Source organism: Streptomyces geranii, assembly GCF_002954775.1.
GTDB classification, from domain to species: domain Bacteria; phylum Actinomycetota; class Actinomycetes; order Streptomycetales; family Streptomycetaceae; genus Streptomyces; species Streptomyces geranii.
In genome coordinates, this window is the sequence record NZ_PJME01000006.1 from 363,974 (window position 1) to 379,003 (window position 15,030).

Sequence of the window (15,030 nt, forward strand, 5' to 3'; positions counted from 1 at the left end):
AATGGAAACTTTCGTCTTCAATATGCGCAGCTGAACGGGGCAGAGCGCGGGCCGGGGTGCAGAGTGCGGCCGGTCCGCGGGGGCACTGGGTAAGAGCTTCTCAGATGACTGGGGGGCGGCCCAGCCGGGTCAGCCGCCACACCGTACGCCACCGGATGGGCCGGCGGGGTCCGCACGGGGTGGTCAGGCCCTCCTTGAACCCGCCCCACCAGGCTCTGAGCGCCGGGCGGGAGGGCCGTCGGAGGAGGGTGAGCAGCAGCCAGTCCCCCAGGTACACGGGTACGAGGGGGGCCGGAAGGTTGCGGCGGGCCAGCCAGACCCGGTTGCGGGCGACCATGCGGTGGTAGACCGCGTGCCGGGAGGGCGCGGTCGTGGGGTGGTAGAGCAGCATGTCGGCCCGGTAGTCGATCATCCAGCCCGCGTCGAGGGCCCGCCAGGCCAGGTCGGTCTCCTCGTGGGCGTAGAAGAACTCCTCGGGGAGGATGCCCACTTCGGCGAAGACCTTGGTACGGACGGCGTTGGCGCCGCCGAGGAAACTGGTGACGCGGGAGCTGCGCATCGGGTCCGTGGTGCCCGGCCGTGGCACGTGGCGGCGCTGGGTGAGGCCGGTGTCGGGGTCGGCGATGCGGAAGCTGATGATGCCGAGTTCCGCGTCGTCGGTGAAGGCCCGGCGGCACAGCTCGGCGGTGTCCTGGTGGCCCAGGAGCCCGTCGTCGTCGAGGAACATCAGAATGTCCACGTCACCGCCGGCCGGGCCGAACGCCTCGATGCCGACGTTGCGGCCACCGGGGATGCCGAGGTTCTCGGGCAGTTCGACGCTCCGTACGCCCTCGGGGAGGTCCGGGACGGGCGAGCCGTTACCGACGACGACGACCTCGACCGGGTCGCCGTCCTGTTTGGCGATGGAGTCGACGAGGGCGCGCAGTTCGTCGGGCCGGTTGCCCATGGTGATGATCACCGCGCCGACCTTCATGGCGCTACTCACCGGAGCCTGCTGGAGGCGAGGATGGACACCAGGTGCAGCACGGTCTGCAGGATCGCGATCCCGGCCAGCACGGCGATGCCCAGCCGGGTCCAGAACAGGTCACCGCCGAAGGCGTCGAGGATCGCCACGAAGAGGATGAACAGGCTCGCCTCGACGCCGCCGATCAGCCGGTGGAACTTCAGCGCGGCGGCGGCTTTACGGGCCAGGGCGAGCCCCTCGGAGCGCGGCACCGACAGCTCCTCCTTGGCGGCCTCCAGCCCGCTGCGGGAGCGGGCCACGTCCACCAGGTCGGTCTCGGCCTTGATCAGGATCGCGCCGAGGGCGGCCAGGGTCCCGAGGAACGCCCACAGCCACTCGGGACTCCCGGAGCCGTCCCACAGGTCGGCGCCGCGCAGCCCGAAGCCGATCAGCAGGGCCGACTCGGAGAGGTAGTGGCCGATGCGGTCGAGGTACACGCCGGTGATCGAGGTCTGCTTGCGCCAGCGGGCGATCTCGCCGTCGACGCAGTCGAGGAGCAGGTACAGCTGGATCAGTACGACGCCCAGGATCGCGCCGGTCAGGCCGGGCAGCAGAAGGGCCGCGCCCGCGAGGCCGCCCGCGACGACCATCAGGTACGTGAGCTGGTTGGGCGTGATCCTGGTGTTCACCAGGTACGGGTCGACCCGCAGGGACACCTCGCGCATGTAGAGGCGTCCCGCCCAGTGCTCGCCGCTGCGCCGGTCCTTCACCCCTTCGGGGTGGACGACGGGGCGTAGTTCAGCTACCGATGGCCTTGACATAGTCCGCGTACGTGTCCTTGATCTGGTCGTTCGTGAGGTCGAGGTGTTCCAGGATCGTGTAGCGACCGGGTCTGGTCTGCGGGGCGTACTCGACGACCCGTACGAACTCGTCCGTGGTGAAGCCGATCTCCTCCGGCAGCACCGGCAGCCCGTGCCGGCGCAGTACCTGGGCCATGTAGGCCGCTTCCTCGGGCGCTCCGCGCAGGTACATGGCGAAGGCGGCGCCGAGGCCGCACTGTTCGCCGTGGCTGGCGGCCCGCTTGGGGTACAGCAGGTCGAAGGCGTGGTTGATCTCGTGGCAGGCGCCGGAGGAGGGGCGGGAGTCGCCCGACACCGACATGGCGATCCCGGTGAGGACGAGGGCCTCGGCCAGCACCTGGAGGAAGGCGTTGTCGCCGACCCCTCCGGGGTGGCGCAGCACCGCTTCGCCGGCCTGGCGGGCCATCGCGGCGGCGAGGCCGTCGATCTTCTCGCCGTTGACCTCGCTCGCCAGCTCCCAGTCGGCCACCGCGGAGATGTTCGACATGGCGTCGCCGATCCCGGAACGCACGAACCGGGCCGGGGCCTCGCGGATCACGTCCAGGTCGATGACGACGGCGATCGGGTTCGGTACGCCGTACGAGCCGCGCCCCGCGTCGTTGTCCAGGGTGGCGACCGGGGAGCACAGGCCGTCGTGCGCGAGGTTGGTGGCGACGGCGACCAGCGGCAGGCCCACGCGGGCGGCGGCGAACTTGGCGCAGTCGATGATCCGGCCGCCGCCGAGGCCGACGACGGCGTCGTAGTGGCCCGACTTGATGGCGTCGGCCAGCCGGATCGCGTCGTCGATGGTGCCGCCGGCGACCTCGTACCAGCTCGCGCCGGGCAGCGCGGGGGCCAGCCGCTCGCGCAGCCTGGCGCCGGAGCCGGAGCTGATCGCGACGGCGATCTTCCCGGAGTGCGAGATCCGCTGGTCGAACAGCACGTCCGCCAGGTCGTCCAGGGCCCCCCGGCGGATGTCGACGACGACCGGCGAGGGGATCAGCCTCGTCAGTACCGGCACGCGATCTCCCGTCCTCGGGCGAGATCGTCGTGGTTGTCTATCTCGACCCACGGGACCTCGCCTATGGGCGCCACGTCGATCCGGAAGCCGCGGTCGACCAGTTCCTGGTAGCCGTGCTCGTAGAACTGCTGGGGGTCGGTCTCCCAGACGGTCTTGAGGGCGTCGGCCAGTTCGGCGGCGGCGGCGCCCTCGATGAGGGTGACGCCGATGTACTCGCCGGTGGCCTCGGCCGGGTCCATCAGCTTGGTGATCCTGCGCACGCCCTTCTCCGGGTCCACGATCACCTTCATCTCCTCGTCGGCGAGATCCTTCACCGTGTCGAGGGCCAGGATGATGCGCTTCCCGTCACCGCGCGCGGCGAGCAGGGTCTTCTCGACGGAGACGGGGTGCACGGTGTCGCCGTTGGCGAGGATGACGCCGTCGGCGAGGGCGTCCCGGCCGCACCAGAGGGAGTAGGCGTTGTTCCACTCCTCGGCGCGGTCGTTGTCGATGAGGGTGAGCTTGAGCCCGTACTTCGCCTCCAGGGCGGCCTGGCGCGCGTAGACGGTCTCCTTGCGGTAGCCGACGATGATCGCGGCCTCGGTGAGGCCGATCTCGGCGAAGTTGGCGAGGGTGAGGTCGAGGACGGTGGGGCCGTCCTCTTCGCCCGCGGGGCCGACCGGCACGAGAGCCTTGGGCAGGCTGTCGGTGTAGGGGCGCAGACGCCGTCCGGCGCCGGCCGCCAGCACGAGGCCGATCATGCGGGTTCTCCTTCGTCGTGTACTGCGGGCGCGCCGCCCTGGTGGGCGGCCACCCAGTAGCGGATGCTCTCGGCGAGCACCAGCAGGGCCACGACCACGGCGAGGACCGTGAGCGCGACCACGAACTGCGAGGCACTGAGCAGCGCGGCCAGTACGACGACCACCAGTGTCCGGCCCTCGTGCCCTCCGCTCGCCCGTACCAGCCAGCGCGGGGGCGCTCCGGCGTTGCCACGGATGCGGTACACCGTGTCGTAGTGATGGTAGGCGACGGCGGCCACGAGGCCGAAAGCTGCGGGAAGTGCTCCGTTTACCTCCGCTTTGCCCGCGAGAAGGAGGACTGTGCCGTATTCGGCAGCCCGGAAGACCGGGGGGACGAGCCAGTCGAGGCGGCCCGTCAGGGGCAGTGCGACCGCGCCGCCCGCGCTGAGCACGTACAGCACGGTGAGGACCGCGGGGATCGGGCTGCCGTACCCGCACACCGACAAGGCGAAGATCATCATCGCCGTGCCTTCGAGCGCGAGGAGCAGGCGCGAGCCGCCCGTCGTACGCCCGGGAACGCGTGCGACCAGCTCGGCGAGCGGCCCGCTGTCCGTGAGGTCCGCGAGAGCCTGCGCTCCCCGATCGGTGCGCTGAGCCGTTCGGGTGAGTGAGCGCAGTACACGGCCCGCCGTGGTGTACGTCGCCGCGAAGCCGCAGCCGATGAGCAGCACGGTGAAGGTGACGCGGGGGGTGGTGAGGGCGGTGAGGACGGCGATCAGTGCCCAGCGCTCGCCGATCGGCAAAACGATCATGCGCCGGACCCAGACCGTCCAGCCGACGCTGTCGAGGCGGTCGGAGAGGGCGGCCGTGGGGCTGGTGTTGGCCGTCGCGGCCGGGTCTCCGGCGTTCGCCTCGTTGAAGGAGAAGTCGACGACGTGCCGGCAGGTCTGCAGGATCATCGCGCCGAGGGCCAGCGCCCATACGTCGTCGCCGCCCCGGGCCGCTCCCAGCGCGAGGCCCGCGTAGTAGGCGTACTCCTTGGCGCGGTCGAAGGTGGCGTCCAGCCAGGCGCCGAGCGTCGAGTACTGGAGGGAGTAGCGGGCGAGCTGGCCGTCCGTGCAGTCCAGGACGAAGGAGACGAGCAGGAGCACGCCGGCGAGGACGAAGCCGCCGCGGGTGCCGGTGGCCGCGCAGCCGGCCGCGATCAGGGCGGTGAGCAGCGAGGCGGTGGTGACCTGGTTCGGGGTGAGGCCGCGACGGGCGCACCAGCGGGCCAGGTAGCGGGAGTACGGGCTGACGCAGAACGTCGTGAAGAAGCCGTCCCGGGACTTCACGGCCGACTTCAGGCGTACGGCCTCGTCGTCGACGGCGGCGACGGCCTGGCGTGCCTCGCCCAGCGCCCGCGGGTCGGCGGGGACGGTGGCGGTGAGGCTGCCCAGCTCGGGGCGGTGGACGGGGGCGCCGTCCGCGTCCAGGGCGAGGGCGATGCGGTCGGCGAGGCTGTCCACGGCTACGGCGGAGGCGGCGGCGCCGGGGCCCGTCGGGGCGTCCTCGCCGGTGGAGATCTCCCGGGCCAGGACACGGGTCAGGGCCGTACGGCCGGCGTCGGGCTGTGCCGCCACGGCGCCCGGGATCGCGGCGAGCGCGAAGCGGGGGTCGGTGAGGCCGAGGCGCAGGGCGTGGACGTGGCCGACGAAGCGGGCGTCGACGATGGCGACCCGTTCGGCGCAGGGGGCCTCGGCGAGGAGGGTCTCGGTCGCCGGGCCGTCGGCCGCGCTCCGGACGTCGAAGCCCAGGGACCGCAGATCGTCCTCGATCGACGATCCGGGAACCGGCTGACCCGTGAGGATGGCGGTCGGCAACCGAACTCACTCCCTGGACACCGACGCGTGCACGCCGGTCATTTACATGATGGTGGGGGAAACCCTGACCCACGGTGGCCGGGCAGCATGTCGGCAGAGGCTATCGGATGAGGCCGCGCCCGTGTTCACCGGCTGTTCACGGCCCCCGGCCGTGACCCGGGCGGGTGTCCGTCGCGACCGTCGTCGGCGCACCCCCGGCGGAGCGAGCCGCGCATCGCTGACCTGCGATTCGTTTCCGCAGGTCAGGGCACATGACAACGGTGTTCAGTGCCGCGTTGCCACATACCCCCCACCCGTAGTTCACTGTGATCGCCGGACGGGGTTCGGGACCGGGCGCGGGACGACACAGGAGGCGGCTTCCATGGGGGCTGGGCACGATCACGGACACGCGCACAGCGCGCCGACCACGGGCACGGCGGCAGCCGCGTACCAGGGGCGGCTGCGCATCGCGCTGGCCATCACGCTCACCGTCATGGTGGTCGAGGTCGTCGGCGGGGTCGTCGCCGACTCCCTCGCGCTGATCGCGGACGCCGCGCACATGGCGACGGACGCGCTGGGCCTCGGCATGGCGCTGCTGGCCATCCACTTCGCGAACCGCCCGCCGACCGGCAACCGCACCTTCGGGTACGCCCGCGCCGAGATCCTGGCCGCGCTCGCCAACTGTCTGCTGCTGCTGGGCGTCGGCGGCTACGTCCTGTACGAGGCGATCCAGCGGTTCGTCACACCGGCGGAGACCGCGGGCGGGACGACCGTCGTGTTCGGTCTGATCGGCCTGACCGCGAACATGATCTCGCTCACGATGCTGATGCGCGGCCAGAAGGAGAGCCTGAACGTGCGCGGGGCCTTCCTTGAGGTCGTCGCGGACGCGCTGGGCTCGGCGGCGGTGCTGGTCTCCGCGGTGATCATCATGGCCACGGGCTGGCAGCGGGCCGACCCGATCGCCTCGGTCGTCATCGGTCTGATGATCGTGCCGCGTACGTGGAAGCTGCTGCGGGAGACCCTGAACGTGCTGCTTGAGGCGGCCCCCCGGGGTGTCGACATGGCGGAGGTACGGGCCCACATACTGGCGCTGCCGGGCGTGGAGGACGTACACGATCTGCACGCCTGGACGATCACCTCCGGGATGCCGGTGCTGTCGGCGCACGTGGTCGTCAGTTCGGACGTGCTGAGCGGCATAGGGCACGAGAAGATGCTGCACGAGCTGCAGGGCTGCCTGGGCGACCACTTCGACGTCGAGCACTGCACCTTCCAGCTGGAGCCGGGCGGGCACGCGGAGCACGAGTCCATCTGTCACTGAGCGGCTCTTTTCGCCCCGCCGACCGGAACGCAGCCGTCCGGCGCGCGCCCGCGTCCCCTTCTTCAAGCCCCCCTCCCCGGCGGTTCCACGGCCGGGGGACAGGGCACGATTGACTATCCGGTCGCTGTCCGGGGGCTTCGCCGCCGGACATGCGGGGGTGCCGCGAAGTGCCGGGAGTGCCGGATTCGTACGGCAGACTTGGGGCTCGAAGACCGAGGCGAAGGATGGGTATGCCGATCACACCTGCCACCGCGACGCACAACAGTTCGTCGAACGGCACAGCAGAAGCGATCTTGCTCGAACTGGTCGACGAGAACGGCACGACGATCGGCACCGCCGAGAAGCTCTCCGCGCACCAGCCACCGGGCCGGCTGCACCGGGCCTTCTCCGTCTTCCTCTTCGACGAGCAGGGCAGACTGCTGCTCCAGCAGCGCGCGCTGGGCAAGTACCACTCCCCCGGCGTCTGGTCCAACACCTGCTGCGGCCACCCCTACCCCGGCGAGGCGCCCTTCGCGGCGGCGGCCCGGCGGACGTACGAGGAGCTGGGGATCTCCCCGTCGCTGCTCGCCGAGGCGGGCACGGTCCGCTACAACCACCCCGACCCGGAGTCGGGCCTGGTCGAGCAGGAGTTCAACCACCTGTTCGTCGGGATGGCGCAGTCGCCGCTCGCGCCGGACCCGGAGGAGGTCGGGGCCACGGACTTCGTGACCCCGGCCGAGTTGGCGGAGCGGCATGCCAAGGACCCGTTCTCGGCCTGGTTCATGACCGTGCTGGACGCGGCCCGCCCGGCGGTCCGGGAGCTGACGGGCCCGTCGGCCGGCTGGTGACAGCCGCTGCTGCCGTTATGGCAGCAGCGGTGCGGGCTTGAGCGGCAGGGCCGCCCAGACGACCTTGCCGCCGCTCGCCGTGTGTTCGATGTCGCAGACCCCGCCCGCCTCCCTGGCGATCTCGCGGACCAGGAGCAGTCCGCGTCCGCCGGTCCGGCCGTGGTCGGCCTCCAGGGCGGTCGGGCGGTAGGGGTGGTTGTCCTCCACGGACACCCGCACCCACTCGGCACCGACGGCCACCTCCACGGCGAGCGTCGGCGAGAGCAGCGCCGCGTGCCGGACGGCGTTCGTCGCCAGCTCCGAGACGATCACCAGCAGCCCGTGCACCAGGTCCGGCGAGGCGGGCACGCCCTGCCGGTACAGCAGGTCCCGTACCGCGTGCCGCGCCTGCGGGACGGAGGCGTCGACAGCGGGCGCGGTGAACCTCCAGACCCCTTCATAAGGAAGCGGATCCGGAGGTCTCCGCTCCATGGGCACCCCGTCGTCCGCTGGGCGGGAGTCGGACTCGCGCCCATGGTTCTCCATCGTCCGGTCGCCGCCCTCGCGCTCGATTGTCACCACACGACGAGTGTTGATAACGGCGGCTCCCCACCGGAGAACTGAACAGAAGTCAGCACGTATCGAACGCTTCTGACGGAAGCCGTACGTCCCGGGTTCGCATGCGACCGGTCCTGGTCAGGTGGTGCCGCCTTCGTGAACTATTCGGGTTGTACGGGTTTGAGTGCCGCCCTCGTCCGGGGCCGGTGACCGGCGGATACGATCCGGTTCATGGAGCCGCAGCTGACCCACAGTGCCGCCGACGGGATCGCCACCGTCGTGATCCACAACCCGGCCAAGCGCAACGCCATGACGGCCGACATGTGGCGGGCGCTGCCCCCGCTGCTCGCGACCCTGGCCGCCGATCCTGACGTCCGGGTGCTGGTGCTCACCGGAGCGGGCGGAACCTTCTGCGCGGGGGCCGACATCTCGACGCTCAAGGGCTCGCCGGAGGAGACCCAGCGGCTGGCCGTGGCGGCGGAGGAGACCCTCGCGGCCTTCCCGAAGCCGACGCTGGCGGCGGTACGCGGGCACTGCGTGGGCGGCGGGGCGCAGCTGGCTGCGGCCTGCGATCTGCGGTTCGCGGAGGAGGGGTCGCTGTTCGGGGTGACTCCGGCGAAGCTGGGCCTGGTGTACCCGGCGTCGTCCACCCGGCGGTTGGCGGCCCTGGTGGGCCCCGCGACCGCCAAGTACCTCCTCTTCTCGGGCGAGTTGATCGACTCGGAGCGGGCGCTGCGCACCGGGTTCCTGGACGAGGTGCTGCCTTCCGGTGAACTCGACAAGCGGGTGACGGAGTTCACCCGCGTCCTGGCTTCCCGCTCCCGTCTCACCCAGGCGGCGGCGAAGGAGTTCGCGAACGGCCGCACGGACCGGGACGCGCACTGGGCCGAGCAGGCGCGTACCGGCGACGAGGCGGCGGAGGGGGTGGCCGCGTTCCTGGAACGCCGGCCACCGGAGTTCTCCTGGACCTGGCCTACTTCGGCGTGAACCGGCTGCGCGAGCGGAGCAGTTCGACCAGGCGCGCGGGCGCCTTGTGCGGGGCGCCGGCGTCGTAGGGGCGCCGTACTTGTTGAGTTCGTCGAGCGCGAGCCAGTGCGAGGTGGCCCGGCGGCCGGGAGTCCTGTCTGTTTCGCTCCGCCGGAAGGGCGGTGGCGCGAAGTGTTGTCGGTCCGGTGCGGCAACGCCGTGGCTTGTCGCGCAGTTCCCCGCGCCCCTTTGGGGCGCGCTGTCCAACCGTGCGGACATGGCCGGTGGAAGTACCCGGTTGTCGGTGTCACCTGCCACAATTGCCGCGCAACCTCAGTGGAGAAGGCGGTACGGGATCGTGACGACACCCCTCGTAGGGTCCATCGAAGGCAGGATCGCCGAGGAGCTCGGCGTACGGGAGCGGCAGGTGAGGGCCGCCGTCGAGTTGCTCGACGGGGGCTCGACAGTGCCCTTCATCGCCCGCTACCGCAAGGAAGCGACCGAGATGCTCGACGATGCGCAGCTGCGCACGTTGGAGGAGCGGCTGCGCTATCTGCGGGAGCTGGAGGAGCGGCGGGCCGCGATCCTCGAATCGGTGCGCGAGCAGGGCAAGCTGACGCCCGAGGTCGAGGCGCAGATCCGCGGGGCGGAGACCAAGGCACGGCTGGAGGACATCTACCTGCCGTTCAAGCCGAAGCGGCGGACGAAGGCGCAGATCGCGCGCGAGGCGGGACTGGAGCCGCTGGCCGAGGGGCTGCTCGGCGACCCGACCGTCGACCCGCTGGCGGCTGCCGCGGCCTTCGTGGACGCCGACAAGGGCGTCGCCGATCCGCAGGCCGCACTGGACGGCGCCCGCGCGATCCTCACCGAGCGGTTCTCGGAGGACGCCGACCTGATCGGCGAGGTGCGCGAGCGCATGTGGGTGCGCGGGCGGCTGGCCGCCAAGGTGAAGGACGGCAAGGAGGAGGCGGGCGCCAAGTTCGCCGACTACTTCGACTTCGCCGAGCCCTTCACCGCCCTCCCCTCGCACCGCATCCTCGCGATGCTGCGCGGCGAGAAGGAGGACGTCCTCGACCTGGTCCTGGAGCCGGAGGAGGCGACGGAGGGCCCGTCCTCGTACGAGGGGATCATCGCCCACCGCTTCGGGGTCGCCGAGCGCGGCCGTCCCGGCGACAAGTGGCTCGTGGACACCGTGCGCTGGGCCTGGCGCACCCGCATCCTGGTGCACCTCGGCATCGACGTGCGCCTCCGGCTGCGTACGCTCGCGGAGGACGAGGCGGTCAACGTCTTCGCGGCGAACCTGCGCGACCTGCTGCTCGCCGCCCCGGCCGGCACGCGCGCGACGCTGGGGCTGGACCCCGGGTTCCGTACGGGCGTGAAGGTCGCCGTGGTGGACGCGACCGGCAAGGTCGTCGCCACGGACGTCATCTATCCGCACGTCCCCGCGAACAAGTGGGACGAGGCGCTCGCCAAGCTGGCCCGCCTCGCCAAGGAGCACGCGGTCGACCTGATCGCGATCGGCAACGGCACGGCGTCCCGGGAGACGGACAAGCTCGCCGGTGAACTGATCACCAAGCACCCGGAGTTGAAGCTCACCAAGGTGATGGTGTCCGAGGCGGGCGCGTCCGTGTACTCGGCGTCGGCGTTCGCCTCGCAGGAGCTGCCCGACATGGACGTCTCGCTGCGTGGCGCGGTGTCCATCGCGCGGCGGCTGCAGGACCCGCTGGCCGAGCTGGTGAAGATCGACCCGAAGTCGATCGGCGTCGGGCAGTACCAGCACGACCTGTCCGAGGTGAAGCTGTCGCGCTCGCTGGACGCGGTGGTCGAGGACTGTGTGAACGGCGTGGGGGTTGATGTCAACACGGCGTCCGCACCGCTGCTGTCCCGGGTCTCCGGGATCTCCTCCGGGCTCGCGGAGAACATCGTGGCGCACCGGGACGCCAACGGGCCGTTCAAGTCGCGGTCCCAGCTGAAGGGGGTCGCGCGGCTCGGGCCGAAGGCGTACGAGCAGTGTGCGGGGTTCCTGCGGATCCGGGGCGGGGACGATCCGCTGGACGCGTCCAGTGTGCACCCGGAGGCGTATCCGGTGGTGCGGCGGATGGTGAAGTCGGCGGGGAGCGGGGTGACTTCGCTGGTCGGCAACACGGCGGTGCTGCGCTCGCTGCGTCCCGCCGACTTCGTCGACGAGACGTTCGGTCTGCCGACGGTTACGGACATCCTGCGCGAGCTGGAGAAGCCGGGGCGTGACCCGCGCCCCGCCTTCAAGACGGCCACCTTCAAGGACGGGGTCGAGAAGATCGGCGACCTGTCCTCCGGGATGGTGCTGGAGGGGGTCGTCACGAACGTGGCGGCCTTCGGGGCGTTCGTGGATGTCGGCGTCCACCAGGACGGGCTGGTTCACGTGTCGGCGATGTCGAAGACGTTCGTCAAGGACCCGCACGACGTGGTGAAGTCCGGGGACATCGTCAAGGTGAAGGTGCTTGATGTCGACATTCCCCGGAAGCGGATCTCGCTGACGCTGCGGTTGGACGACGAGGCGGTGCCCTCCGGGGAGCAGCAGCAGGGGGGTGGGGGCGGGCGGTCGCAGCAGCGGGGTGGCGGCAGGCCGCCGCAGCCTCGACAGCAGCGGCAGGGGCAGGGCGGTGGTGGGGGCTCGCGGCAGGGGGCGCCCGCGCCCGCGCCGGGGAACAGTGCGATGGCTGATGCGTTGCGGAAGGCGGGGTTGGTGGACCCTAAGCGACGGTGAGGTTTGGCTGGTGCCGGGTGCCCTTCGCGGTGAGGACACCCGGCGCTGGTGCTGACCGACGGGCGGGTCGCACGGCCCGGCGCTGTACGGGGTGCCGCTGCGCCCACCCGTGCCGCCCCTAGCGGCACGCATGCCCGCAGCTATGCGGACTGGGGACGGGCGGGTCTTTTAGGGGCGCGGGGAACTGCGCGGGCAACCCCCACCGGGCCCGCGGCCGAACAACCACGGTCGGACGGGGCTCTTTTGGGGGCGCGGGGAACTGCGCGACCAGCCCCCACCCGCCCGCGGTCATGCCTGTTCCGACACCTTGCCCGCGGTGACCTCGAAGCGTCGGGTCACCCTTACCGCGTCCAGCATTCTGCGGTCGTGGGTCACCAGGAGCAGCGTGCCCTCGTACGAGTCGAGGGCCTGTTCCAGTTGTTCGATCGCCGGGAGGTCCAGGTGGTTGGTCGGTTCGTCCAGGACCAGGAGGTTCACTCCCCTGCCCTGGAGCAGCGCCAGCGCTGACCTCGTGCGTTCGCCCGGGGACAGCGTCGCCGCCGGGCGCAGTACGTGGTCCGCCTTCAGGCCGAACTTGGCCAGCAGCGTGCGTACCTCTGCCGGCTCCGTCTCCGGTACCGCCTCGCAGAACGCGTCCAGCAGGGCCTCCGGGCCGTGGAAGAGTTTGCGGGCCTGGTCCACCTCGCCCACCACCACGCCCGAGCCGAGCGTCGCATGGCCCGCGTCCAGCGGGACGCGGCCCAGCAGGGCGCCCAGGAACGTCGACTTGCCCGCGCCGTTCGCTCCCGTGACCGCGATCCGGTCCGCCCAGTCGATCTGGACGCTCACCGGGCCCAGCGTGAAGCCCGCGCGGCGCACCTCCGCGTCCCGCAGGGTGGCGACCACCGAGCCGGAGCGCGGGGCCGCCGCGATCTCCATGCGCAGTTCCCACTCCTTGCGCGGCTCCTCGACCACGTCGAGCCGCTCGATCATGCGCTGGGTCTGCCGCGCCTTCGCCGCCTGCTTCTCACTCGCCTCGCTGCGGAACTTGCGGCCGATCTTGTCGTTGTCGTTGTTCGCCTTGCGCCGGGCGTTCTTGACGCCCTTGTCCATCCAGCCGCGCTGCATCTGGGCCCGGTCCTGGAGGGCCCCACGCTTGTCGGCGTACTCCTCGAAGTCGTCGCGGGCGTGCCTGCGGGCGACCTCGCGCTCCTCCAGATAGGCCTCGTAGCCGCCGCCGTACAGCCTGATCTGCTGCTGGACCAGGTCGAGTTCGAGGACCTTCGTCACCGTGCGGGTGAGGAACTCGCGGTCGTGGCTGACGACGAGCGTGCCCGCGCGCAGGCCCTTGACGAAGCGTTCCAGTCGCTCCAGGCCGTCGAGGTCCAGGTCGTTCGTCGGCTCGTCCAGCAGGAAGACGTCGTAGCGGGACAACAGGAGCGACGCGAGGCCTGCTCTTGCCGCCTGGCCGCCCGACAGGGACGTCATCGGCTGGTCCAGGTCCACCGTCAGGGCCAGGGAGTCCGCGACCTCCTCCGCCCGTTCGTCCAGGTCGGCACCGCCCAGGTCGAGCCAGCGCTCCAGGCTTGTCGAGTACGCGTCGTCCGCGCCCGGCGAGCCGTCCACCAGGGCCTGGGTCGCCTCGTCCATCACGCGCTGAGCCTCGGCCACGCCCGTGCGGCGGGCGAGGAAGTCGCGTACGGTCTCGCCCTCCCGGCGCTCCGGCTCCTGCGGGAGGTGGCCGACGCTCGCGGTCGGCGGGGAGAGGCGCAGTTCGCCCTGCTCGGGCGGGAGCAGCCCGGCGAGCATCTTCAGCAGCGTGGACTTGCCCGCGCCGTTGGCTCCGACCAGCCCGATCACGTCTCCGGGCGCGACGACGAGGTCGAGCCCGGAGAAGAGGGAGCGGTCGCCGTGGCCGGCGGCGAGGTTCTTGGCGACGAGGGTGGCAGTCATCAGGGTGTCGATCCTAACGGCCGAAGGCCTGGGCTCGCGTCCGGGATTTCACCTCGCCATCGGCTCCACCAGCACGGTTCCCGACGTGCGCGCCACGATGAACGACTCCCCCTTCACCGCCTTCGCGTCCAGGGCGATGCGGTGTCTGCCGGGTTCGAGGATGCCGTCGAAGACCTCCTGGGCCTGGGTGCGGGACAGGCGGTCCTGGCGGTACGCGGTGAGGTGGACACGGCAGGTGGAGGTGACCTCTATGCCCGCCTCGCCGTCGGCCGCGACCAGGCGGGTGAGGCGGCGGCGTTCCAACGGGCTGCGGTCCAGGGCGTGTTCGATCTGGGCGACGAGGAGCGGCACGATCGGGGCGAGGCCGTCGACGTACGCCACCTCGACGCCCGCGTGTTCGAAGGAACGGCGTACGGCGGCACGTTCCTCCTCGCCGGTCGTCCGGCCGAAGGCGACGGCGCCGTAGCCGCGCAGCTCGTCGGCGGGGACGTCCGTCGCCTCCCGCGTGATGTCGGCGCCGATCCCGATCGTGCGCAGCGCGGCGGCGAGCTTGGCGAGGACGGCGACCCGGGCGCCGATCAGCAGCACCCGGCGGCGGGCCGCGCCCTGCTCCACGGACTCGGCGGTCTCCGCGGTGTCGAGGAGGGAACCGAGCGCCTCGCGGTACTCGGCGCCGGGGAAACGGAAAGGCCCGATGCCGTGGTAGCCGTTCAGTTCCAGGTCGACCTGGGCGGCCGTCTGCCAGGCGAAGTCGCGCCACACGTAGTCGTCGCCGTCCCGTTCGATGGCCGCCGTCACGGCGCCGCACGCGAGGTCGGCGCACTCGGGACAGCCGTAGATGACGTAACGGCCGCCCTCCAGGGGCGCGTCGGCCTCCAGGAGCAGGCCGCGGACCTGGGCGGTGAAGATCGCGGGCGGGACGTCGGAGGCGAGCGGGGAGACCGCGTCGAGGTCGGAGAGCTGGTAGAGGAGGGGGCGGCCGTCGACGATGAAGTCGAGGAAATCCCGGTGGACTTGGTAGTCACCGTTGGCGAGGACTCCACCGGCACGCATCGCCGGTGCCAGGCCGAAGGTGGCGTACTCGGCAGACATGCTGTGAGTATCCCCAGACTGGGAGCGATCTGAGCACGGCATGACATATTCCGCTAACGTCCCCGCGGGGGCGTGCGGGGGCGCGCGGCGGAGTGGTGGGGTGATCGTGGCCGGCGGTGGGGTCTGTGGCCTGGCCATGGGGGTGGTACCGGTCGGGCGTGGGCGCCGGGTCCGGGTGTGGGCGTGGTGGCCGGATGGGGCGGGCGTACGCATGGTCGAGGGTGTACATGCTGGGCTGCGGCTGGACGA

The 15,030-nt window shown here is 71.4% G+C and carries 12 protein-coding genes and 1 pseudogene; 4 read left to right on the forward strand and 9 right to left on the reverse strand.

The features are described 5' to 3' along the window. Positions 1-100: 100 nt before the first annotated feature. Genes CW359_RS12240 through CW359_RS12260 form a run of 5 tightly spaced genes read right to left on the reverse strand, consistent with a single transcriptional unit; the run spans position 101 to position 5,384 of the window. The gene (locus tag CW359_RS12240; protein ID WP_105969892.1) at positions 101-985 is read right to left on the reverse strand and encodes a glycosyltransferase family 2 protein; all 885 of its coding nucleotides are present in this window, start codon (positions 983-985) and stop codon (positions 101-103) included. Then, positions 982-1,764 (reverse strand): CDP-alcohol phosphatidyltransferase family protein, encoded by a 783-nt coding sequence (locus tag CW359_RS12245; protein WP_105969893.1) that lies wholly within the window; start codon positions 1,762-1,764, stop codon positions 982-984. The genes CW359_RS12240 and CW359_RS12245 overlap by 4 nt, the downstream gene beginning before the upstream one ends. Then, positions 1,742-2,803: an iron-containing alcohol dehydrogenase family protein gene (locus CW359_RS12250; protein WP_105969894.1), complete on the reverse strand. Its 1,062-nt coding sequence runs from the start codon at positions 2,801-2,803 to the stop codon at positions 1,742-1,744. Before CW359_RS12250 ends, CW359_RS12245 begins: the two co-directional genes overlap by 23 nt. Continuing rightward, positions 2,791-3,543 carry a phosphocholine cytidylyltransferase family protein gene (locus CW359_RS12255; RefSeq protein WP_105969895.1) on the reverse strand — a complete coding sequence of 251 codons (753 nt, stop codon included), beginning with the start codon at positions 3,541-3,543 and terminating at the stop codon, positions 2,791-2,793. The genes CW359_RS12250 and CW359_RS12255 overlap by 13 nt, the downstream gene beginning before the upstream one ends. Further along, positions 3,540-5,384, reverse strand: coding sequence for a DUF5941 domain-containing protein (locus tag CW359_RS12260; protein ID WP_105969896.1), 1,845 nt, complete (start codon positions 5,382-5,384; stop codon positions 3,540-3,542). Before CW359_RS12260 ends, CW359_RS12255 begins: the two co-directional genes overlap by 4 nt. Before the next feature lie 361 nt (positions 5,385-5,745). On the opposite strand from CW359_RS12260, the gene CW359_RS12265 reads away from it, so the two are divergent. Next, positions 5,746-6,681, forward strand: a complete 936-nt coding sequence (locus CW359_RS12265; RefSeq protein ID WP_105969897.1) for a cation diffusion facilitator family transporter — start codon at positions 5,746-5,748, stop codon at positions 6,679-6,681. A 230-nt stretch (positions 6,682-6,911) separates the two neighbouring features. After that, positions 6,912-7,508 (forward strand): isopentenyl-diphosphate Delta-isomerase, encoded by a 597-nt coding sequence (gene idi, locus CW359_RS12270; RefSeq protein WP_105969898.1) that lies wholly within the window; start codon positions 6,912-6,914, stop codon positions 7,506-7,508. 15 nt (positions 7,509-7,523) lie between these two features. Here the strand turns inward: idi and CW359_RS12275 are convergent, their stop codons facing one another. Next, entirely contained in the window at positions 7,524-8,033 is a 510-nt protein-coding gene (locus CW359_RS12275; protein ID WP_105969942.1) for an ATP-binding protein, read from the reverse strand. A 243-nt stretch (positions 8,034-8,276) separates the two neighbouring features. On the opposite strand from CW359_RS12275, the gene CW359_RS12280 reads away from it, so the two are divergent. Next, complete coding sequence (locus CW359_RS12280) at positions 8,277-9,032, forward strand: enoyl-CoA hydratase/isomerase family protein (RefSeq protein ID WP_105969899.1); 756 nt, start codon at positions 8,277-8,279, stop codon at positions 9,030-9,032. Here the strand turns inward: CW359_RS12280 and CW359_RS47315 are convergent. Beyond that, positions 9,019-9,158 (reverse strand): annotated as a pseudogene (locus tag CW359_RS47315) (DJ-1/PfpI family protein); the annotation flags it as partial. The gene CW359_RS12280 and the pseudogene CW359_RS47315 overlap by 14 nt on opposite strands. Before the next feature lie 211 nt (positions 9,159-9,369). On the opposite strand from CW359_RS47315, the gene CW359_RS12290 reads away from it, so the two are divergent. Further along, entirely contained in the window at positions 9,370-11,757 is a 2,388-nt protein-coding gene (locus tag CW359_RS12290) for a Tex family protein (RefSeq protein ID WP_105969900.1), read from the forward strand. Positions 11,758-12,045: 288 nt separating this feature from the next. On the opposite strand, the gene CW359_RS12295 is transcribed toward CW359_RS12290, so the two are convergent. Beyond that, positions 12,046-13,689, reverse strand: a complete 1,644-nt coding sequence (locus CW359_RS12295) for an ABC-F family ATP-binding cassette domain-containing protein (RefSeq protein ID WP_105969901.1) — start codon at positions 13,687-13,689, stop codon at positions 12,046-12,048. A gap of 48 nt (positions 13,690-13,737) precedes the next feature. Then, the gene (locus CW359_RS12300) at positions 13,738-14,781 is read right to left on the reverse strand and encodes an oxidoreductase (protein WP_105969902.1); all 1,044 of its coding nucleotides are present in this window, start codon (positions 14,779-14,781) and stop codon (positions 13,738-13,740) included. Positions 14,782-15,030 lie beyond the last annotated feature (249 nt).